The sequence below is a fragment of the Paenibacillus cellulosilyticus genome, assembly GCF_003182255.1.
Taxonomy (GTDB): Bacteria; Bacillota; Bacilli; order Paenibacillales; family Paenibacillaceae; genus Paenibacillus_T; species Paenibacillus_T cellulosilyticus.
The window spans coordinates 124,589-147,869 of the sequence record NZ_QGTQ01000015.1 but is presented as its reverse complement, the minus strand read 5'-3'; the positions used below and the strand labels follow the sequence as shown (position 1 = coordinate 147,869).

At 49.9% G+C, this 23,281-nt stretch carries 15 protein-coding genes; 10 read left to right on the top strand and 5 right to left on the bottom strand.

Annotation, left to right across the window (positions count from 1 at the left end; genetic code table 11):
- The gene (locus DFQ01_RS18545) at positions 1–177 is read left to right on the top strand and encodes an IS3 family transposase (protein WP_146216897.1); all 177 of its coding nucleotides are present in this window, start codon (positions 1–3) and stop codon (positions 175–177) included.
- Positions 178–581: 404 nt separating this feature from the next.
- Here DFQ01_RS18545 and DFQ01_RS18540 read toward each other — a convergent pair whose 3' ends face one another.
- Complete coding sequence (locus DFQ01_RS18540) at positions 582–2,573, bottom strand: alpha-L-rhamnosidase-related protein (RefSeq protein WP_110045394.1); 1,992 nt, start codon at positions 2,571–2,573, stop codon at positions 582–584.
- Positions 2,574–2,768: 195 nt separating this feature from the next.
- Here DFQ01_RS18540 and DFQ01_RS18535 point away from each other — a divergent pair, with 195 nt between their 5' ends.
- Complete coding sequence (locus DFQ01_RS18535; RefSeq protein ID WP_174812634.1) at positions 2,769–3,632, top strand: AraC family transcriptional regulator; 864 nt, start codon at positions 2,769–2,771, stop codon at positions 3,630–3,632.
- Here the strand turns inward: DFQ01_RS18535 and DFQ01_RS18530 are convergent, their stop codons facing one another.
- The gene (locus DFQ01_RS18530; protein WP_110045392.1) at positions 3,633–4,604 is read right to left on the bottom strand and encodes a glycoside hydrolase family 43 protein; all 972 of its coding nucleotides are present in this window, start codon (positions 4,602–4,604) and stop codon (positions 3,633–3,635) included.
- 128 nt (positions 4,605–4,732) lie between these two features.
- Entirely contained in the window at positions 4,733–5,599 is an 867-nt protein-coding gene (locus DFQ01_RS18525) for a helix-turn-helix transcriptional regulator (RefSeq protein WP_342770002.1), read from the bottom strand.
- Positions 5,600–5,745: 146 nt separating this feature from the next.
- On the opposite strand from DFQ01_RS18525, the gene DFQ01_RS18520 reads away from it, so the two are divergent.
- Together DFQ01_RS18520 and DFQ01_RS18515 are read left to right on the top strand one after the other, a co-directional pair.
- Positions 5,746–6,873 carry a glycoside hydrolase family 88/105 protein gene (locus DFQ01_RS18520; RefSeq protein ID WP_110045391.1) on the top strand — a complete coding sequence of 376 codons (1,128 nt, stop codon included), beginning with the start codon at positions 5,746–5,748 and terminating at the stop codon, positions 6,871–6,873.
- Between the two features lie 204 nt (positions 6,874–7,077).
- Positions 7,078–7,977 (top strand): AraC family transcriptional regulator, encoded by a 900-nt coding sequence (locus DFQ01_RS18515; RefSeq protein ID WP_245946782.1) that lies wholly within the window; start codon positions 7,078–7,080, stop codon positions 7,975–7,977.
- Between the two features lie 24 nt (positions 7,978–8,001).
- On the opposite strand, the gene DFQ01_RS18510 is transcribed toward DFQ01_RS18515, so the two are convergent.
- Positions 8,002–10,362, bottom strand: a complete 2,361-nt coding sequence (locus DFQ01_RS18510; RefSeq protein WP_110045390.1) for a beta-galactosidase — start codon at positions 10,360–10,362, stop codon at positions 8,002–8,004.
- 232 nt (positions 10,363–10,594) lie between these two features.
- Here DFQ01_RS18510 and DFQ01_RS18505 point away from each other — a divergent pair, with 232 nt between their 5' ends.
- The 6 genes from DFQ01_RS18505 (at position 10,595) to pstB (ending at position 17,078) form a co-directional block, all read left to right on the top strand.
- Positions 10,595–11,278, top strand: a complete 684-nt coding sequence (locus tag DFQ01_RS18505) for a TetR/AcrR family transcriptional regulator (RefSeq protein ID WP_281272024.1) — start codon at positions 10,595–10,597, stop codon at positions 11,276–11,278.
- A gap of 30 nt (positions 11,279–11,308) precedes the next feature.
- Entirely contained in the window at positions 11,309–12,745 is a 1,437-nt protein-coding gene (locus DFQ01_RS18500) for a DHA2 family efflux MFS transporter permease subunit (RefSeq protein ID WP_110045388.1), read from the top strand.
- Between the two features lie 633 nt (positions 12,746–13,378).
- Positions 13,379–14,299 carry a phosphate ABC transporter substrate-binding protein gene (locus DFQ01_RS18490; RefSeq protein ID WP_110045386.1) on the top strand — a complete coding sequence of 307 codons (921 nt, stop codon included), beginning with the start codon at positions 13,379–13,381 and terminating at the stop codon, positions 14,297–14,299.
- A 202-nt stretch (positions 14,300–14,501) separates the two neighbouring features.
- Entirely contained in the window at positions 14,502–15,425 is a 924-nt protein-coding gene (gene pstC / locus DFQ01_RS18485; protein ID WP_425452419.1) for a phosphate ABC transporter permease subunit PstC, read from the top strand.
- Entirely contained in the window at positions 15,422–16,309 is an 888-nt protein-coding gene (gene pstA, locus DFQ01_RS18480) for a phosphate ABC transporter permease PstA (RefSeq protein WP_110045385.1), read from the top strand. The genes pstC and pstA overlap by 4 nt, the downstream gene beginning before the upstream one ends.
- 13 nt (positions 16,310–16,322) lie before the next feature.
- Positions 16,323–17,078, top strand: a complete 756-nt coding sequence (gene pstB / locus DFQ01_RS18475; RefSeq protein WP_281272023.1) for a phosphate ABC transporter ATP-binding protein PstB — start codon at positions 16,323–16,325, stop codon at positions 17,076–17,078.
- A 190-nt stretch (positions 17,079–17,268) separates the two neighbouring features.
- Here the strand turns inward: pstB and DFQ01_RS18470 are convergent, their stop codons facing one another.
- Positions 17,269–23,094, bottom strand: coding sequence for a LamG-like jellyroll fold domain-containing protein (locus tag DFQ01_RS18470; protein WP_181394746.1), 5,826 nt, complete (start codon positions 23,092–23,094; stop codon positions 17,269–17,271).
- Between the last annotated feature and the right edge of the window lie 187 nt (positions 23,095–23,281).

Here is a 23,281-nt window from a genome sequence, read left to right as displayed (position 1 = left end):
ATGGAATCCTTCTTCGGTCATATGAAAGATGAGGTTAATTTCATCGATTGCCAAACCCTCGATGAAGTAAGAGAACGCGTCGCTGATTATATACAGCAATATAATACTGAGCGATATCAATGGGGATTAAAAAAGATGACCCCCGACGAGTTCAGGGATCATCTAATTGCTTGTTAAATCAAGATGGTTGCTTTTTAAACTGTCCACAAAACGGGTCACAGTTCACTAAGGGACAGCTTCTTGTGCTATATAGCTGCAACTTTGTCATTCCAGTCCTTACGAATACGCACTCGTCCGCTAACGGTTCCCACAGCGCTTATTTACCTCAAAAACCAAGTTACAGATGTGTAACGGTTGCAGTTGAGCTTATCGAGTATAATTTCATTCCATATAAGGTCATTTCACTCTATTAACCTCTGTGGCAACCGATAACGAGCCCAATGTTCTCTTCATCGCATAATAGCCTCTATGGTAACCGCTAGCCAACCGATGTCTCGTGCTCGGATGAGTTTCATTGCTGTCGAGATTATCTATTCGTCATATTCGGCCACTGGCTCCTATTCGGACTCTCTTTCCGTCCTTTAGGCTAACTGCTCACCCAACACTAGCTCAAAAGGTACATCCTTCTCCAGCTTATGCACCTGTCCATTGATCCGCACCATGCCGCCTGCTTTATCCGAAACGACATGCAGCCAATCCGATGTCATCTCGACTGTAACCGTCCCGCCATTGACGGGCACTGTTCCTTGAATCCGTTCCAACCCGCCAAGCTGCGGCTCGACGACAAACGTTTCATAGCCAGGCGACGTCGATTGAACGCCCAGATAGTATCGTCCCAGCAAATAAATCGGACTCGCGCCCCAAGCATGGCATAAACTCTTGCCATAACGGTCGCCGTACATACCGTAATGATCAAGCCCCGACACCGATGGATTGTACTCCTCCCAGAAGGTCGTCGCCCCAAGCGCCAGCATGCCGCCCCAATACTGCTCCATTCGCTTCGTCACATGCGTGAGTTGACCCGTCTGGCACATTACCTCCAGCTCATAGAACGCGAAGTAAGGCGTGCTGATCTGTGGAATCTCATCGTTCAGCAATACGTTCTGAATGATGGACTCCCGCTGCTGGTCGTCTGCAATGCCTAATAGGATGGCGAAAATATTCGCATGCCGCGTCACATTCCTCCGGCCTGACTCGAAGCTGTCGATATACGCACCGTGTGCCTCATCCCAGAAGCGGGCGTTAATCTGCTCCTTCAACCGCTCGCTCCGCTGCAGGTAGGCAGCCTCACCTACGCCAAGCAGCTCGCCGCACGCCCATGCCGCTTTCAAGCTTTCCGCTAGCAGCATTTGCTCCGCGCATACCGCACCCGTTCGGTCATACTCCGCCCAATCGATGAATACCCAATCGCCATCGCGGCCTCGAATGAACCCGTCCTCATCTGTCCGAGAGATGCAGTAGTCCATCATCGATTTCATCCGTGGATAGATGAACGTTACGAAATCGAGGTCTTTTGTCGCTTGGTAATATGCATGCACACTCATGATCCAGTAGAACGAATAGTCCAGAATCGTATTCGTATGGGTCGCGATCGGATCTTTGCCGCGCAGCGCAATGATCGTCCGCTTCGTAATGTCGGCATCGAAGTATAGATAGTTGTTAATGAAATAACTCTGATAAGCATCCCCCGACCATACCCAGCGATCCCGCTTAATGCCATCGAGGAAAAACTCCCGGCTGTTGAGATGGAACGTATATTCCGCCGTCTCCCAGATCCGATTCAGCAGCTCATTCGAAGAGGTGAAGCTGCCAACTCGATTGAATGGCAAGTACGCATACCACGCGGACATCGCATACGTATCCTGCTCAGAACATTGGATGAACAAGTACCGGAAGGCCCGAGCCGGACAATGGTACGACGTGCTGCCCGCCGGAATCGTATCGATCAGGATGCTGTGCTCCGTATCCAATGCTTCCTCCAGCGATTCCCCATAGAACAGATGAATATCCGTAAACGCCTCAACATGCTCGAATTCGATCCGTGCGAACGTTTCACGTCCATAGTCGTATACGATGCCATCTGCCCTGCGCTCGATCGCAACCGGCTCAATCTTCTCATATTGGAAAGCAAAATGATTCGGATCGTCCTCGCGGCTGCGATAAAGTCCATTACAACCAGCAGGCAGCCAATCGCGGCCGAATTCATTAACTTCCCATGACGAATCGCTGGCACTCTCGGCACCTTCAATGTACATGCATGGCAGCCCGTCTGTACGCGCCACATGAACTTGAATGTCGTGCTGCCCTGCCGTGAGCATGATCGGATGCTTGAACGGATGCTTCTTCCCATCCACCCACACATGTCCGACGCCATGCGCGTACACCGTCATCTCTTCCGGCGCATCGCATTGCACCTTCTTCCGAAACCGTACATTGTGATAGCAATCATCGAGCCGCCAGAAGGCAGGCCATTGATAGTCTCGTTCTTCACGGCGTGTGTTTAGCTGAAGGTGATGATAGATTTCAAAATCTCCCGGGTACCAAATCCATTGCGAAGCTGAAGTTGCTGACATGCTGGCGTCATCCTCTCATCCGCTACATTGGAAGCGGGGCTATAGTTTCGTTTCCTATAGCCTCATTATATCGACTGCAGGACGAACAACTCCGGTTAATACGGACATTTCACCCCTGTCATCGGGACATCTATGATCGATTCAGTTATACTTGTTCCAATAACGATATTCAATCTAACTGCGAGGGACGAACGTATGACACAACCAAACAACCTGTTCGAGAAAGAGCATTTTCTGTCGGCCCATTCGCTCATGTTCGTCAATCGGTTCACGGAAGACTTTAACGTCCCGTATCACGCGCATGATTTTATCGAATATTGCTATGTGGCTGAAGGTACCGGCTTTCACCATGTTGAACAGGAGACGTTCCCGATTCACAAAGGGCAGCTCTATGTCATTCCCATCGGCGTATCCCATGTGTTCCGACCGACTACACCGGATCGATCGAGCAAGCCTCCTGTCGTGTATAACTGTTTGTTCGATATGCATCTTGCCACCGTATTGTCAGGCTTACAGGAGCAGCCGATCCAAGAGCATCTATCCCCGCTGGCGAACAACACTTCTTCCTACTTCTCCGTCTTCGACCGAGACGGTACCATTGAGCGGATCATGATCCAGCTTCACACGGAAATGAAGACGAATGCGATCGGCTCGCGAGCAATGCTTCATGCACTGCTCAGTCAGCTTATCATCACGGTGTATCGGCTCAAATATGGAGACAATGAACGAAGCTCAAGCGAGGATACTGCCAACTTCCTTCAGGTGATCGATTATGTGGAGCAGAATTACGATACGGCTGTCACGCTGGCAGAGCTATCCCGTATATCGGGCTGGAGCGAGCGGCATTTGCAGCGTCTGTTCACTCAATATACCGATCAAACCTTTGGCTCTTATTTGCAAAATGTTCGTATCCAACGAAGCTGCGAAATGCTGCGCAATAGCAGCCTTAAAGTGAGCTTTATCGCGGAGCAAGTCGGGTATCGGAGTATCGATTCATTTAATCAAGCATTCAAAAAAACCGTAGGGCTCACCCCTACGGCTTTTCGAAAATCGACCTAATTATTTGGTTACGACTGCCGTGCCCGGCTTACCGAAGAATGGCGTGCCATCCTCATTCCATTCGAAACGTTGTACCCGAGCATGGCGGTTCGGATCGGACAATGCGCCGCCGATAATGTCACGGTAAGGACGTGCATGATAAACGATCAGATCCGTCGTGCCGTCTTCGCTAACGGTAAAGCAGTTGTGACCCGGGCCGAAGTTTTCCGTCTCCTCATTCGTCTCGAATACCGGAAGCGGGTGCTTCGTCCAAGAGGTCGGATCAAGCAGATTGCTGTCCGCCGACGCTTCCAGCAAACCAACGCAGTAACGGTGATCCGTTGCACTTGCGGAGAACGCGACGAAGATGCGTCCGTTGCGCACGAGCACTGCCGGTCCCTCGTTCACGCGATGACCTTGAATTTCCCAATCATACTGCGGCGTTGAGAGTAGCACCTGCGGACCATCGATCGTCCATGGATTCGCCAGCTTGGCGATATACAGGTTGCTGTCATCGCCCTTGTACTGCGCCCAGATCAAATACTGTACGCCATTATGATTGAACGTCGTTGCATCAAGCGAGAAGCTTTCGAAGTCGAGCTCGATCTTTCCTTTCTCCACCCAAGTGCCCGTGATCGGATCTGCATCCGCACATTCCAGCACATACGGTCGAATCGCCCAAATTTCCTCAGCCTTACCCGCCGCGAAGTAAACATACCATTTGCCATTGATATAATGCAGCTCCGGTGCCCAAATATGATGCCCCATCTCGCCCGTGTCGTGCTTACGCCAGATGATGGTTTCTTCTGCGTCAACCAGCCCTTCGATCGTATAAGCTTTTCGCAGCACAATGCAATCATATTCAGGTACCGATGCGGTAAAATAATACGTTCCATCGTTATGCTTCCATACATAAGGGTCTGCTCGGTTCACAATCCACGGACTCGTATAGCCAGTTTCTTCACTCACTTTATCATTCCGGTTCGTCGTCATCCTGATTTCGCCTGCCTCTATTAAATCTAATGGTAGCGATTTCATTATAAATGAATCCATTAACTAGTTAATAGTTAAAATCCATTTTGGACGGCGATTATGGGGTTGGATTAGGCAAAAACGATATCCTACCGCCCGTTTCGATAGTAAAGCGGTGCTCTTCCGGTCACATTCTTAAACACGCGGCCAAAATGTGTCACGCTGCCGAAGCCGACCTTTCTTGCAATTATGCTAACCTTCATTGGCGTCTGCTCCAGCAGCTTCTTCGCTTCTTTGATCCGAACGCTGCTCAAATATTCTACGAAGGTAAAGCCCGTCGCTTCCTTGAAGAACCGGCTGAGATAATACGGGCTGATATAGAACTGATCCGCCACTCGCTGCAAGGACAAGTCATCCATGTAATGACGGTTAATGTACTGTGCAATCTCCGATATTCGCTCATGCATCGCACTCGGCGCGGCAACCGACTGCGTGCTTCCCTGCCCAGCGTATCGACAGCATAAGATGAGCAGCTGCTGCACCAGTGTCTGCGTGAATATTTCATAACCGGGCTTTTGTTCCCGCATCTCTCGTATCATACCCTCTGCCAACTCATCGATCGCCACTCGATCGTGAAGCGATAGCCGCACAATAAGATATTCGTTTTCTATCAGTGGCTGAAGCACAACTGGAATAGCTGGAATCGTTGAACCAGCCGATTCCGACGACATGCCCAGATAGCTAGGATGAATGTTGGCGATGAGCCGCTCATGCTCTGGCAGCGCCGCATTAATTGTTCGATGAACGATGTTTGGCGAGACAATAACGACGTCTCCTTCCTCCATCGCAACCGTTCGATCCCTGATGAAAAATGACCGTTGGCCGGACATCAGATAGTAGATTTCGTACGTGCTGTGAAAATGGCTGTTCGGCATGTGATGGCTCTGCGCCTTCCGGTATGACAATTGAAATGTATTATGGCCATTATCATAATGTAGATCCGCCACTGCGCCCATCTCCCCCCTTAAATGTTATGTTATATCCGATACAACCCGATCAACTCTCGCAAGATATAAGAAGAAATCATCGATTATTGCAATAAATGTACATATCTCAATGCTACGATACATCTATACGCGATTCAAGGAGGAATCTACGCGATATGAACACATCCATTAGCAGCCATGCACAAGAAACGTTAACGCCGATTCAATGGGCGGAGAAAGCTTGCGAGGCATTAATGACGAAGTTCGAGCCTGAGAATCTCCCACCGGAGCGGTTCCACTATCACCAAGGCGTCTTCCTGTCCGGCATGACGAAGACATGGGAGCAGACTGGCGATGACCGTTATTACGACTATATGAAACGATGGGTCGACAGTCACATCCTACCCGATGGCACCGTTCTGAAGGTAAAAACCGATGAGCTCGACGATATTCAGCCAGGCGTTCTGCTCTTCCCGCTCCATGCGCGGACCGGTGATGAACGCTATAAACAGGCGTTGTATAACCTCGTCCCATTGATGAAGCAGTGGAAGACGAATCCGTCCGGCGGATTCTGGCATAAAGAGCATTATCCGAACCAAATGTGGCTCGATGGCCTGTACATGGGCGGACCAATCGCAGTTCAATTCGGGAACGTCTTCAACGAGCCGGAATACTTCGATATGTGGGCACACCAAGCACTGCTTGCAGCACAGCATACGAAGGACCCCGTTACCGGTCTTCTGTACCACGGATGGGACGAGACGAAGCAAGCAAGCTGGGCTAACCCGATAACGGGACTTGCCGAGGAATTCTGGGGCCGCGCAATCGGCTGGTTCCCTGTTGCTCTGCTGGAGATGTTCGAATATATGCCAGATGACCATAAAGACAAACCAGCCCTGATCCGCATCGTACAAGACCTGCTGACTGCTCTGGTAAACTACCAGGACGAAGAAACTGGATGCTGGTATCAAGTCGTTGACAAAGGAGATCGTCCAGACAACTGGCTTGAGAATTCATGCACCTCCTTGTACGTCCATGCCATCGCAAAGGCTGTAAGATTCGGCTACCTCGATCCGAAATATTTGGAGCATGCATGGAAAGGCTATCAGGGCGTCATCGATACGCTTCGATTCGATGAGAACGGCCGCGTTGTGATCGGCAGCATTTGCATCGGCACAGGCATCGGCGATTATGCCCATTACATCGCGCGTCCAACAAGCGAGAACGATCTGCACGGCGCAGGCGCCTTCATTCTTATGTGTGCGGAGATGAACCTGGCACAGCGGGCGGATTCGCCTCAATAATAGATGAGACGGTTTCAAGTCGATCAGCTTCTTGGTCTCGGTGAGTCAACTCCTATAATGACAAAATAAAGAGATAGCGCTGTCAGGGTGGTGGTTATCCCCCTGCATCGCCATCTCTTTTTCACGTTATATAGAACGATTCCAATTGACGTAGCGCGGGTTATGCTAGATGATATTTTAATAAAGATCGAGAGTCCGAAAGGAATGGCATACATGACGTCGATTCACAAAAAGGAAGGGTTCCGCGAGCAGCGCTACTTCATCCTTCCGGAATATATGCAGAATGAGCTTGCCGCAGCGGAGCTAACCCGCCAGCTGTTCGTCAGCGATATCGGCGTCTTCTTGCAAGCGAAGCACCATCATCGTGCGCGGCCGGAAGGAGCCGATGCCCATATTTTCATCTATTGTGTAGAAGGAGAAGGGATCGTCGAACGAGATGGACAAGAAACGGTTCATCTAAGGCCGGGCAATCTGATCGTCATTCCTGCGGGCGTTCCTCATCAATATTGGGCGTCCGATCCGAATCCATGGAGTATTTACTGGTTTCATGTGAAGGGCGATCATGCCGAACAATTCATCCGCCTCTACGAGCTGGATCGTGAACCGAGACAGCTGCCTCGCAGCATCGTGTCAGAGTTCATTGCACGAATTGACCACTCGCTTGCGATGATGACGGCCAGACCTTTCTCGATTCATACGCATGTCCATATTTCGCAGACGATTCGCTGGCTGCTCAGCAGCATTGGTCATGAGCTGATGCATGTGAGTCAGGATACTAGGCGTGGCGCGCATCTCGATCATGCGATCCGTTACATGAATGAGCATATCGCAACATCGATTCGTCTTCCCGACTTGGCGAGCTATACGGGTCTATCTAAGCAGCATCTTAGCCATCTGTTCAACAAGGAGACGGGGTTCTCTCCAATTGACTACTTCTTGCGGATGAAAATGCAGCACGCGGCGATCATGCTCGATTTGACCGATCTGACTGTGAAGGAAATCGCCGCGGCAATCGGCATCAACGATCCGTACTACTTCTCCCGGATGTTCAAGAAGCTGATCGGCCATTCGCCGACCGAATATCGTAAAATCCCCAAGGGCTGATGCAGCCCTTGGGAATTTTGACTTTTACCCTTTATTCAGAATAAGCTCGTAAACGGACTCGATCGAAATACGATCCAGCTGTGCAATCGTCTCTGCCGCATTCTCGCTCCAGCCCGCCATCGTCGTATTGCTGTTCACCGTGCTGCCGCGGCGGATCGGCGATATGTAAAGGCTCAACCCCCGTTGGACCAATTGCTCACCAATCTGCTTTAAGCCAATCTCCCACGTGTTGCCGTTGCTGAAGTTGTCGTTGATCAGCTCGCTGCCCATAAAGGCGTATCCGATATCCCCTTTGTAATCGATACGCAGCAATGCTTCCTTCAGCCCGTCGAACGCACCTTCTGCAAACGAAACCATTGCGCGATCATCCGCGACCCGCTCCAGCTCGAAACGCACTTCATGCGTTGGAATACGGAACCGATAGGACGTGAACAGTCCTTGCTCCGTGCGATCCAACAACTCACCGCCTGCAACCTGTGGCAGTGCTTCTATATCAGGGAAAATACGCATTGTCGCCTCGGCGCTGCCCGTAATCTCCAGCTTCACCTGATCGTTGCCGACCAACAGATTACTGCTTGTCAGAATGATGCGCTCCTTGCCCCACAACTCCGTCTTCCAGAAACCGAGGCTCTCTTCATCCGATAATGTCACGATGTAAACCGTTTGACCGGCGGAAGAACGAAGCGTTATCGGTTGCAGATCAATCATTGACGGATAGATGACCATGACGCCGCCATGTTGATCGACTTGAGCAGCTCCTGCCTCCAATACGGTAAGTGTATCTGAAGCGAATACATACTCAGGCGGCATGCCTTTCGGAGACGTGAAGAAATAATAAATCGCTCCGGCAGCTTCAAGCCGTGTAATCGGTTGAACCGTCGCCTGCTCCAACATAATCCCGTCGAGGTCAAATCGGTATGGCAGCATCGCATAGCTGTCCTTGCCCAGCTTCAGTGGTCCTTCCAGCGGGAAACGCAGCTCTTTATCCCGCGTCACAACCGTTACGCCGTCCTCAACCGACAGGTCATGCGTTACCGCATGATCCTGATAGTTATTCATGAACAGTAAGCCCGAGCCGTCCGCAGCCCGAACCGCATACCGAAGCGTATCGGTATCGTACGGGTCCATCGTCGACGTATCGCCTGGCAGAATGGTTTTGGTCCGGCAAAGCCACTGTTCGAAAGCCCGGTAGCTGTAATGCTGAAGCCGCGTCCGATGATACGACTCGCGCACTTGGCCGAATTCGCCGATGCAGGCGTTGAAGTCGTAGGAGATTTTGGGCGTAGCCAGATCGTTCAAGTACAGCTCCCGTTTGCCCGTAGGATTGGAGCCGCCATGATACATGTAGTATCCAATTAAGTTACAGCCTTCCGCGACCTTAATGCCCGTCATCGCAGGAACGCTGTTGTAAGGGAAGTCGAAGCGATAGCGATAGAAAGGCGTCATGCCTCCACCCATCTCGCAGCACGCATACGGGTAGTCTTCAGGTACGTACAGCGGCTCGAAATTGTAGCTCTTCGGAACCGCATTGTTATGCTTGTCGCGGAATATATACTCCGGCGTTGCCGGATGTTCATTCATCTCGCCGAAACGATCATGCTCGTAATAAATCCACGGCCAGTGGGAGTATCCGCCCCACAGCGGCAGCATTTCATCGGCAGGAGCGTTTGCGCCTCCCCAAGCGGTGCATGTATACAGGGGCGTCTCGATGCCGACTTCGACGGCGATCTTTTTCAGTAGACGCATATGATCTTCGCCATCAAGCCCTGTCGTCATCCATTGATTGCTGATGCCTGTCGTCATCGCCCACTGCGCAGCCGAATGACCATGCTCGTTCTCGATCTGCGTGCCAATAATCGGACCACCCTGCTTGTAGAGAAGGCCCTGTACCTGCTCACTAATAGTGCGATAGAGCCTGCGAACATGAACGAGATAACGCTCATCGTTGGACCGTATTTCAAACGGCTGGCCATACAGCCAATCCGGCATGCCTCCGTTCCGAATTTCGCCATGGCAGAACGGACCGATCCGAATAATGACCTGCAGATCATGCTTCGCACACAGCTCGACGAATTGCCGCAGATTGCGCCGCCCGCTCCAGTCGAATTCACCTTGCACTTCCTCATGAATGTTCCAGAAAATGTACGTACACACGATATTGATGCCGCCCATTTTCATTTTGATGAGCTCGTCTTCCCACAACGATTCCTTGTACCGGCTATAATGGAATTCCCCGCAGATCCCGAAGAAAGGCCGACCGTTCTGCTCCATGTAGTAATTGGTGAAGCTGATCCGATCGCCGGAAGGATTCGTCCCCTCCAAGTAGTTCGGCTTTGGTGTAATCGCTTTCCGATCTTCGCGTGCGTCAATTCGATAACGGCTCATCGTTTGGTCGCAGTCTCCTTTGTCTGTTCTTCCAGCTTATTTGCTTGCCTATTAGGGCTTGTAACATCAATGTAACAGCTTCCATAGGGGAAGCCAATAAACGAAAAGCGGACAATGATGGACGATATTCTTCATTTGATTGATGTCGGCGACAAGAATAGGGCATTGAACCGCTAATTTTTACATTGACATCCATGTCAGTTAAAATATACACTGTTTACGACTGACAACGGTGTCAGCTGTAAACGCAAATGACCATGGCCTTATAGAAAGGAGCTGCTCCCCTATATCTCCCAGATCAAAAGAACAGCATGATCAAGTTCGCCGCGAAAGAATCGACCAGATCCGCAAAGCCTTCTCGGAGGTTTATTTAGAGAAAGGCGTGCAGGGCACCGATATCGGAGAGGTCGCCAAGAAGGCAGGCGTCTCCCGTACACTCATCTACTACTACTTCAAGGACAAAATGGAACTGATTCAAGGGATGTTCCTGGAGTATTTTGAAGCGGCAAAGCAGTTTGTGGGCGGTGCCCTGATAACAGAAGAATCTCCGCTTGTTCGGCTGGAGCGCTATGCCCGATTTTACCTCGAGACCGCTGTAACCAAGCCCCGGCGCGTGATCTTATATCGCAACATGATCAACGATATGCCGATCGTATTCGGCGGACAATCGCAGGCGTTCTACCATACCTTCCTGGATAATGTCCATGGATCGCTTATTCGAACGGTTGAGGAAGGTATCGCGGCTGGATTGCTGGCAGAGGTTGAGCCGAGGCTGCTCGCACAAACGTTTATGGGCGGCGTTACGGGTGCAATGCTTGAGCTTGCAAAAAGGCAGTTGTCCGAAGATGAAGGACGAGCGCTAGCAGACCAAGCGGTTGGCGTTATTTTGCAAGGCATCGTCAAATCACCGGCTTAACTAGTCGGTTAGGGAAAAGGATGAGATACAATGGATCATAAAAAGCGATTGTATTGGACGTTAAGCGCCCTTCTCGTTGGACTTTTCTTATCTTCACTGGATCAGACGATCGTATCGACCGCATTGCCAACCATCGTGCAGCATATCGGCGGGCTTGAGCATATCTCGTGGGTGTTCACTGCTTACATGCTCACATCGACCTCCGTCATGCCAATCGCGGGCAAGCTGTCCGATATGTATGGTCGCAAAAGGTTCTACATGATCGGGCTGCTGCTGTTCTTGGTGGGATCACTGCTATGCGGGATATCGCAAACCATGACACAACTCATCCTATTCCGAGGACTGCAAGGGATCGGCGGCGGCATGATGGCTGCGAATACGTTCGCTCTGTTATTCAGCATGATGCCAATGGGAAAAGTTGCTCGCATCCAGTCACTGTTCATGAGCGTACTAGCGATGTCGTCCATTTTGGGACCGAGTATTGGGGCGTTCATAACGAGCCAATGGGATTGGCGCTGGAACTTCTTCATTAATGCACCGATTGGGATCATCGCAATTCTCATCATTGGCATCGCGATGAAGGACAAGGAGCCAGAGGAAAACACGAAACGATTGAAGGTTGATTATTCAGGCGCTATGTTACTCGTAACCACAACCGTCTCCATCCTGCTCGCGCTCAAAATGGGAGGTGCCGATTATGCATGGCGCTCCTGGCCAATCATTGGATTGTTCGTGCTTGGGGCTGCTGCACTCATTGCATTCCTGCTCGTCGAGCGACGCGCTTCGGAACCCATTCTTCCGCTCGATATGTTCACCAATCGGACGGTAGCCGGGACGGCTGGTGTCACCTTCATACAAGGCTCCATGATGTTCGGGGCTCTGCTCTATACCCCGCTGTTCGTACAGGGCGGTCTTGGCGGCAATGTTGCGGATGCCGGGAACGCGATGACACCGATGATGGCAGCGGTAATGGCAGGCGCAACGTTGTCATCATTTATGATTCGTAGGTTCACATGGCGATCATGTGCCCTCCTATCGATGCTGCTCGCAGGCGCTGGTCTGTACATCATGACGAATCTACCGCTCGAAACGAGCAAATGGACGATCCGCGGCGATATGGCGCTGATCGGAATTGGTCTCGGCATTATGATGCCTATCGCCCAGATGGCGATCACGTCCGCAGTTGATCCCCGCTATCGAGGCGTTGCGAACTCAACCGTTACTTTTACCCGCAATATCGGTGGTGTCTTCGGCTCTGCACTCATGGCCGTCATTGTAAATCATCAACTTAACACTTCTATAGAAGAAAGTGATCAGATAAGGCTTGCCAGTGCCATCCATCTTGGGTTCTGGTTTCTCGTGAGTGCTGCAATTATAGGCGTCATTATTGCTTCATTGATGGGCCATGCACGCTATGTAAATAAACGAGAACTGCCTCATGGCGAAGCGGTTTCTTCTATTAAATAAGTATGGATGTATGATAACAGCCTCTCGAGGATTTCTCGGGAGGCTGTTCCAGCTTCTATGTATGTAAAATTGCATGACCCGAATCTCTTAATGTAGGTTTATCAATAGGATCCGACAAATCAAAGGTATAATAAATCACTGCACTCATAACGACCATCATAATAAATAACACAATGAATAGTCCGATCAATGCATTTCTCATCCTAAAGAAATTTCGATCTTCGAGCTTCACAATCATACAAGATCCTATCAGGGTGAATAGCCCAATCAAAACCGCTTCATTAATACGAACCATCAAACCGTGATAAATTGATCGATAGATCAAGTAATTCAAGACTAGCAACAATTCGATCAATGCATATCTCCTGATTAACGCAGCCTTCAATTGTTCACCCCGTCAACACCGACTTATACTCTCGCATTATTTTCCATATCATCCTCACTCTTCATCCTATCACATGATTCTCAAAATTTGTTACATCTTCTTTTCAAAACGATTACACCTATTTCATCTTCGTCAAAATGTTTTACATTCCGTTAACATGACGCATATTTTCCGTTAACGCACCCCTACTACAATAACTCTTGTAGGGAAAAACAAAAACGATAGATTTGGAAGGGGAACACATCTCAATGAAAAAGTTTCTGACAATTGCAATGGCACTTACACTGACGGTTTCGCTCGCGGCTTGCGGCAACAAGGACAAGGACAGCAGCAGCACGAGTGATTCGCAAGGCTCCTCCACTACGACGCAAAGCGCCGATCTCTCGGGCTCTATTTTAGCAGTAGGTTCCACGGCACTCCAACCACTGGTTGAGCAAGTATCCAAAGATTTCATGGACAAAAACAGCGGCGTATCGATCCAAGTACAAGGCGGCGGCAGCGGCACGGGCTTGACGCAAGCATCCGAAGGCCAAGCACAAATCGGTAACTCCGACGTATTCGCTGAAGAGAAACTTGACGCTGACAAAGCAGCAACGCTCGTTGACCACCAAGTAGCAGTAGTAGCAATGGCAGCAGTAACGAATAAAGAAGTTGGCGTCGACGGCCTGACGAAACAACAACTGGTTGACATCTTCACAGGTAAAGTAACGAACTGGAATGAAGTTGGCGGCAAAGACCAAAAGATCCAAATCGTTAACCGTCCATCGAGCTCCGGTACGCGCTCAACGTTCGAGAAATTCGCACTCGGCACGAAAACGGAAGACCTTGCAGGTTCGATCCAAGAGGATGCATCCGGTACGGTTAAGAAGCTCGTAAGCGAAACGCCTGGCGCTATCGGCTACCTGGCACTGTCCTACCTGGATGACTCCGTACAAGCTCTGAAATATGACGGCGTTGAAGCAACGGTTGACAACGTAACGAACGGTTCGTACCCAGTATGGGCATATGAGCACATGTACACGAAAGGCGAGCCAGACGCAGCAACGAAAGCATTCCTTGATTACATTGCATCCGAAGAAGTTCAAAACGGCGATGTTGTTGAACTCGGCTACATCCCAGCAAGCAAAATGGAAGTTAAACGTGACGCAGCAGGCAACGTAACGAAATGAGAAAACCACAATCGAGGTCTTTCGAAGATGAGCGACCGCGATTAGAGGTAGGTTTTATCGCCAATAGGAAATTTCATCTCACTTTAATGCTCAGTGAACTTAGAACTTTCCTATGTGGTAAGTTGTAATTAATAAACAGTAGGCCGACCAAGAGACGGGCAATCCCGTCTCTTGACCTGCCTGAGTAAGGGAGAATGCTATTATGGAGCGGTCTGTCAATATGGAGCGGTCTTACAACAAACGACAAGAAGCTAAGCCGCATATTGCTGAGGAATGGGTCGGTAAAATCTATACACTTATTTGTATCGCTTTCCTCGTCATCACGATATTCTCGATGGTTTACTTCGTCGCTTCGAAGGGACTCAGCACCTTTATTGTAAACGGCGTAAATGCATTCGATCTGCTTACTGGTCTAAAGTGGAACCCGGATATCGATGTACCTTCATTCGGTGCGCTGCCATTTATTTTCGGCTCATTCAGCACATCTATTCTTGCCGCGATTATCGCTGCACCACTGGGCTTCTGTGCAGCTGTATTTATCGTAGAATTGGCACCAAAATTCGGTCGTACTTTCCTGCAGCCGGTCATCGAGCTGCTCGCTGGTATTCCATCCGTTGTATACGGTTTTGTCGGTTTAAGTGTTATTGTTCCACTATTCCGCGATTTATTCCCTGGTCAAGGTATTGGTATCGCCGCAGGGGCACTTGTACTCTCGGTTATGATTTTACCTACAATTACGACAATAGCAACGGACGCATTGTCCGAGCTGCCAGCTGGACTTAAGGAAGGCTCCTACGCACTCGGCGCGACACGTTGGCAAACTATATATCGCGTTGTGCTTCCAACGACAATGCCGCAGCAAATGACGGGTATCGTTCTCGGTATCGCAAGAGCATTCGGTGAAGCGCTCGCCGTTCAGATGGTCATCGGTAACGCACCGCATATCCCGCATTCCTTGTTCGAATCTACATCGACACTTACGAGCGCAATTACGCTCAGCATGGGCAATACGGCAATGGGTTCTGTTCAAAATAACGTGCTCTGGTCGCTCGCATTGATTCTGATGCTTATGACCTTCGTGTTCGTATTCGTCATCCGCTTTCTTGAAGGGAGGAAGAAGCTGTGAGTGCAAGAACCGTTGATAAAATCGCTACAGGCATCATCATGGCAGTCGCCGGCTTCATCGTTCTCATTCTGCTCGGGCTGCTTGGTTATATTCTAATTCGTGGTGTTGGTCACATTAGCTGGCACTTCTTGACTTCCGCACCTGAATCGATTCGCGCAGGCGGCGGCATCGGTCCGCAGCTGTTTAACTCGGTCTTCCTGCTCGTCCTGACGCTGATCATCACGGTTCCACTTGGTATCGGTGCAGGCATTTATATGAGCGAATATGCGAAGCCTAACAGGATGACATCCTTCATTCGTCTCGTCGTGGAAGTATTGTCCTCCTTCCCTTCCATCATCGTTGGTTTGTTCGGCTTGCTCATACTCGTTAACAAATTCGGATTTGGCTTCTCGCTCTTCTCCGGCGCATTGGCACTCACGATCTTCAACCTGCCGCTTATGGTTCGGATCACAGAGCAAGGCCTGCGCGGTGTACCGCTTCAGCAGAAGGAAGCAAGCTTCGCACTCGGGATTTCGAAGTGGAAAACGATCCGCTCCGTGCTTCTCCCTATCGCAACACCGGTTATTCTTTCCGGTACCATCCTTGCTGCAGGCCGTATCTTCGGTGAAGCCGCTGCCCTGCTCTTCACAGCAGGCATGAGCAGCCCGCGTCTTGATTTCACGGATTGGAATCCATTCGACGCGCGTTCACCGCTCAACCCGTTCCGTCCAGCTGAGACGTTGGCGGTTCATATTTGGAAAATCAACTCGGAAGGTCTTGCTCCCGATGCAACGCAAATCGCAGCAGGCGCATCCGCTGTACTGATCATCATGGTTCTTGTCTTCAATCTTGGCGCTCGTGCGCTCGGCCGCTATATGCATAACAAATTCACTGCTGCAAAATAAAGGAGGGTCCAGCGTGCAACACGCATTGTCTGCTAAAAAACTAAATGTCTACTATGGAGAAAAGCACGCCGTTCATGACGTTTCTCTCGACTTCGCAGAGAAGCAGGTAACGGCATTGATCGGACCTTCCGGCTGCGGCAAATCGACTTTCCTGAGAAGCTTGAATCGAATGAACGACCTGATTCCAAGCTGCCGCGTCACAGGCGATATTATGATGAAAGAACATAACATTAACGACAGAGAGACCGACGTAGTCGCTCTTCGGAAAAAGATCGGAATGGTGTTCCAGCGTCCGAACCCCTTCCACAAATCGATCTATGAGAATATCGCCTTCGGTCCCCGCTACCACGGCATGAAGAAGAAAGCCGATTTGGACAATCTCGTTGAGCAATCGCTGCGTAAAGCGGCACTGTGGGATGAAACGAAAGATCGTCTGCACAAGTCAGCCTTCGCGCTGTCCGGCGGACAGCAGCAGCGTCTATGCATCGCACGCTCGGTTGCACTTAGGCCCGACATCATCCTGATGGATGAGCCATCTTCCGCACTTGACCCGATCTCCACCTCCCGGATCGAGGAATTGATCACGGAGCTTAAGGAAGAATTCTGTATCGTCATCGTTACGCACAACATGCATCAAGCGGCTCGCATCTCAGACAAAACGGCGTTTTTCCTCTCCGGCCGCGTAGTCGAATACGACGAAACAGACAAGCTGTTCTTGGATCCTAGCCAAAAAGAAACGAGCGACTATATCTCGGGCCGTTTTGGTTAATCGAATGAATCAGCTCATTAAAACCCTATATGTCCCGCCCCCAGGAGAATTGATCTAATGGTCGATTCTCCTTTTGTTTTGCGATTCTCCCCTAACAATCTCCATATTGTTCTACACAAAATTGGCCTATGAACTGCTGTTCCACAATAGAACATACAGCTCATAGGCCATTGTTAGGTTATAACGCTGATTACTCTGTCAATTGGAGAATGCGGTAAATCATAACCGAAGCTTCGGCTCGAGTCGCCGGAGCCAGCGGTTTTAATCGGTCTCCATCTCCCAATACGATACCGCTGCTAACCATATCTGCTGCACTTTCTTTGGCATAATTGTCTACATCGCCGCTATCCTTAAATGCTTGAATATCGGATGAGGCACCCCGCTTATATTCAATATTTGCCGCTTTAAGCGCTCTTGCAATGAAAGTCATGATTTCTTGTCTCGTTACCTCAGCCGATGGATCAAAGCGGTTCCCGCCTTTGCCTTGGACAATGCCGAGCTGGCTTGCAACCGAGACGGCTTCTGCGTAATAAGAATTCCCATTCACGTCAGCGAATGTGCTGCCGCCTTCGGCAGTCAACCCCAATGCTCGAACAAGAAGCAGGACGAAATCGGCGCGGGTGACATGTTTTCCGGGCATAAACTCGTTGTCGGAAACGCCATTGACAATACCTCTAGCCGCCAGCGCTTCAACCGAATCCTGCGCCCATCCATAGGAAGCCATATCGGCAAATGTCTTATGGACATAAGCCACAGCATAACGGCTGAAGTGAGAGGTAGTAAATAGGACTGCGCCTTGCTGCTTATCATAACGGCCGCTAGGCACAGGCATGATGCCGCCATCGTCGTTCAAATACAAGACCGTGAGGAAATTCGTGTTCCCTAATTGTTCAGTAGTCGGATTGTAAGGGATTGCTACAGTAACTTTCGCGTTAGCATTGCGCCACTTTATCACTTTTCCGTCTGAGGTCAGCGATAAATCGATGACCGGCCGGTTGCCGATCTTCTGCATTGCCTCGTCAGTCATGCTTCCGGCATCAGCCGCGCTGATTATAATCCCGATTATCTTGCTGCCCGAGATCTCAGCCGAGTTGAGCATATTGGCCGGTAAAGTCACGATCCCTTGGCTTGTATTCATTCTCAGCGAATACGATGCATGGGTCTGAGAGAGATATGCAGCAGGAATGTCGATTTCATAGCTGGATTGCCCCGCAATATTGGGTACTTGTATGGTGACGACTCTTGCGCCCGCGTTCTGTTCCCCAGTTGCTTGAATCGCCTGATCCAGCATCGATTGGGTCACCTCGGCAACCGCTCTCCCCGTATCGGGGTCAACGACAGGAACAACTGCAATAAGAGTTGTTACATCATCCTGACTTGAAGTTCCGCCCTGACTTTCAACCGTATACCCTCCAGAGTTGCCACCGGTCGAACTACCCGAATTTGCCGCCAGATACGCCTTTGCAATTTCGAATTTATCAAAGTACGGCGCGAACTGCGTAACGCCGCTGAACCGATAGGAATTATCATTATAAAGCTTGACTGTGTTTTTCCCGGCCTTCAGCGTTATGTCGACAACTGTATTGCGGACGGATTCCCAAGATAGCGTATTAATAAAATAGACCGTCTGAGGCGTTCCTTCATTGACAACGATTTGCGCATAGCGCTCCACCAGATCCGTATTGTACGGATGAATATAGCCGGTAGGATAAGCTTCCGTGACAATCGGCGGCGCCGGCTCGTTATTGACATAATCGATGGACAGCTTGTAAGCGCCCGCTTCCGGCACCGTTACGTCAAACGACATACCGTTCTGCCGGCTTTCGCCAATACCGGTTACCCATTGTCCGCCAGATGCATTCGCGTTATCCACTACCGCAGCCGTTCCGAACAGCTGCCCTTTTTCCGCCTGAATGACGATCGAGTTCGCTTTGGTCGCGGCAGTGTCTACGCTGATCTTAAGCGAATCGATTGATACAGCCGTGCTGGCTTGCAGCTTCAAAGTGTTGACTCCGGCCGTCAAATACAGCTTTGGTCCTTTAACGGATGTAAACTTGTTCGAGGATGAGAATTTCAGGCTTCCCACCTGGCTCCACTCCGTCTTGATCGCCGAATTCGTCGATGCGTCAGCCGGATGAACGGCGATTTGCTTGTAAAGATTGAGAGAGCCGGCAGTAGCTGCCGCGACATTCAGCTCGACATCATAATAGCCGTTCTCCTTCACGACAGCCGTGAACGCAACCGCTCCGCTGCCGTCAATGTAGCCGCCAGATCCAAAGCCTTCCTTGACATAAGCCTTTTGATACGAATTGCCGAAGTCGGCTTCCTCGGCTTCCAATACTAGCGCTGGTTCAACCTTGCTGCCTGTTGGACCGTTATAGGTTAAGTCGACCTTATCCAGCGTCGCATCCGTCCCCCCGCTTTTGCTGAACTGCAGCGTATGGGTACCAGCCGTTAAATCCAGCAGAAGCACTTTACTCTTGAAATAATCCCCTTTAATTGTAGAGTCATACACGAGGTTTTCGTACGGCTGTCCATCGATAGTTAAGAGCTGCATCGCAAGCTGCCCTTGAGCGCGGTTCTTGCCGTCCGTCAGTGGAGCCTGATTGCCGTAGAAAACTTCCATCCGGTAATTGCCTTGCTCCGGAACATCTACAGAGAAAGTAACCGTCTGATCCGCAGAGGACATCCCGTTCACATACTTGCCGCCCGATACTGGACTTCCACCCGTATACCCGATTGTAACCCCGGATCCAAGAGCAGCAGCCTCCGCTTCATATGTTTGCGTCCATACCCGGTTATAATCGCTAATCTGCGAAGGAGGTGCATCCGTAGCCGGTGTAACAATGGCAAAGTAGCCGTCCAGCGCATTCGCGTCCTGAACCGTAATTGATAAATTGCCTTGATCGAGGGAGACATTCCCGTCAAATTCAACGCGAGGCGATTCAAGCGTGCCGTAATAGCCGGTGAACTTCGTCCGGTACAGCTTTACGTGAACCTTCTCTGCATCCATGAACGCATCTGTACCAGCTAAATTGTGCATCGTGCTTGTCAATACGCCGTCCTGGCCTCCAAACAGCGCATAAGCCGTACGAGTGCTATTATCTATGGAAGATAATCCATACAATCCGTCGAATTTAGCATTCGTCGTCTCGATTGGGACGGTGTTCCCGGACATTTGCGCATACCATTTGTACAGCCACCACGCTCCGTTCGGCTTGTTCGCGTCAGCCGCAAGCTCGTTCAAGGAGTTTGCCAAGTGCCAATAAGCGATCGCTCCGTACACTTTCTTCTCTTCGAAACGCGACAGCCACAGAATCATGCTTCCCGCAGCGCCCGGATCTTCGAACCAGGAATATTCATTAATGACAATCTGTCTTGGCGTTATCCCATACTTCGTTTCTAGCCCGCGATAGTGGTTATAGTGGTCATCCCAACGATCTATAAAAGCATCGTTCTGGCCGTTCCCGAGTTCATGCCAGGTCATCACGTCCGGCACGCAGTTATTCTCCTTGCAATATCGCATGAATCCGTCCATTACGTCATCGTTATAACCGGATAAATTGGGACCGGCGATTCTAGCATTTGGATCTTCTTGCTTCACGGCATCATAGATGCGTTTGAAGGCCGAGAAGAACCCATCCTCGTCCATATTGCCGCCAAACCAGATACCGTCTGGTTCATTAAAAATAACATAAACATATTTATCGTGGTTTCGATCATTTTTCAGTTGTCGGACAGTATCAACTGCCAATTGTTCATACTGATCAAGCCCCTTATACTCATAAGGCCATTGATAATACATGTCTTGAATGTAGATTTGAATCTGCTCGACCCCCGCTGTCAGCACGGAATCCGATACCCGCAAGCCGTCTCCCGACGGATGCTGCAATCCGCCTGGCGCTTTCTGCACGACAACCTTCGGCTTCAGCGTCTGCAGCATATCCATTGTTGGCACGTTAGGCTCGCTTGTCCCATAGAGGAAGCCTGTGGCGCTATGCAATATAGGACCGGTCGATTGATCCATAAAGAAATTAGCAACCGCTCCCTTAGCAGGGTCCGCAAAAAGAAGGCTGTACGTCACGCTGCTCTTCCCGTTCGCCGAAGTGACTTTAATCGCATAACCGAAAATTCCGTTCTTTTCGATGCTATACGTTGCCTTGGCATTCGTTGTATGAGGTATGATCTCATTCAGCTGCGGGATTTGAGCAACCCCTGCAATCGGATAATAGATCGTCGTCTGCGATGTCGCAACGGGGATCAGCTCATCCTTAACTTTAATACCTGACAACGTTGCATTATAAGCCTCGCCGACTAGCGCTTGAATCTGATCTTGACCCAGCGCATGCTTATAGAACATAAGATCGTCAATTTTCCCTTTTAAATCGGGATCTGCGCTGAATCTCGAACGCCCGACAGCGTTCTTCACAAAACCTGATAGCTGGTCGAAAATCTTCGAATCGGCCTCCATCGTCTTGAGCGGCGACCCGTTCAAATAAAAGATCTGTTGATCCCCTTTGATCGAATACGCGATATGTACCCATTCATTTTTCGGAATCGAATACTCACCCGTATATTGTTTACCGTCCCCGGTGTTCACCTCACTGCCGTTTAATGCGGAAACATAAATAAACGGAGGCGTGTTCGAACCATAATCTGCTGATCCGGCATCAAACAATCGGGACCATCCATTGACATCGTTTGGCAGCTTAACCCACATAGCTGCGGTAAAGCCATCTTCAGCCGTAACATTCTCGAACAAAGTATCAGGCAAGCTTAGCGAGCCGCCACCGCCATTAGCACCGCCCGGTAAGTTTAGGACAGAACCTCGCTCCGCATCTATGACTGTTCCTGCTGCGCCTTCCAGCTTGGCGTCGTATAATCCGCTTTCCGTCTCATTCAACACTTGACCGTTCTCATTTGGAGCCGCATCGAAGGAATAATAATAATCAGGTGCAAGCTCGTTTGAAAGCGGAGTCTTCAAATTATCGACAGCGCCTTGCAGCTTTTCCAGTGCTGCATCGATTTCCCCTTGAGATAAGCTTTCCTCTCCAAGAAGCGCCTCAACTTCGTCAATAATAGATTGAAGATGCTCATAGGACGCGCTCGTATAGGCATCCGGATTAATGCTCTTGGCCTGATTCAGCAGCGCTGCAAGTTCATCCGTATTGCCAGCCCCGCTAATAACGGCCACATCTTCCGCTGTCAAATACCGATTATAAAACTTGAAATCGTCTATTTCCCCCGTAAAGTTGCCGTCCGACGTATACAATGAACGTCCGATCGCGATATTTTCCAGCTGATTGAGGTAGGAACGATCGAAAAATTGCGGTAAAACGGAAGCGATCGACGTGGATGCAAACCGTTTAATCATATTGCTATTAATATCTGCGATTTTCTTTCCATCCAAGTAAACCGCGTAATCATCATCCTTCATGGTCATGACAAGTTGTTGCCATTTATCGACCTTAAACGGATCCTCGAATTGAATATCGGCACCGTCCGTTGCCGACCGGTTGCCAGCTAATCCAGTAAAAAGCCTCATATTATAATCGCCGCCGCCCCGTACGACAGACAATTCAGGATCATTCCAAGAATTCACGCCGGAATATGTCTCCCCAAGTGCGTTTGGGCTCGCGGAGAAAAGTCTCGTGTAGCTTGCGTTTTGATTTGTTGGCACCTTCAGCCACATTGAAATCGCGAATCCATCCGTACCGTTAATGGCGCTGAACAAGTTATTAGGCAGTGTCAACCAGCTGCCAGCGTCCGCGCTTCCGCCTGGCAGATTGAGAACTTTCCCTCCTCTTTCAGCATCCTCCACGAGTGAGGCTGCACTTCCTAGTACCGCCCCTTCCCCGCCGGCAATATCATTGGGAACCGTTGATCCCTCAGCTTGTTCAAAAGAATAGGACGTAGAGGTAATGGCATCAAGCTCTGCATTTGCCGCTGACTGGACTTCGACTGATGTTTGTACATCGCTTACTGATACTTGCTCAGCGTATGCTCCAGGTAACAAGGAGTTAAGCGAAACTCCGATTACTAGAAGTTTTGAAACGAAGATTTTCCTCATTTTTTTCATACTGTAACCCCTTTCAAAAATATGAGTCTCATTTTGTTTCAAGCTTTAATGGAGTATCGCTTATTCCTCTCCTTTAGAATGAAAATAACAACCACCCTATTAGTTTTAATACAGCTTTATTCTA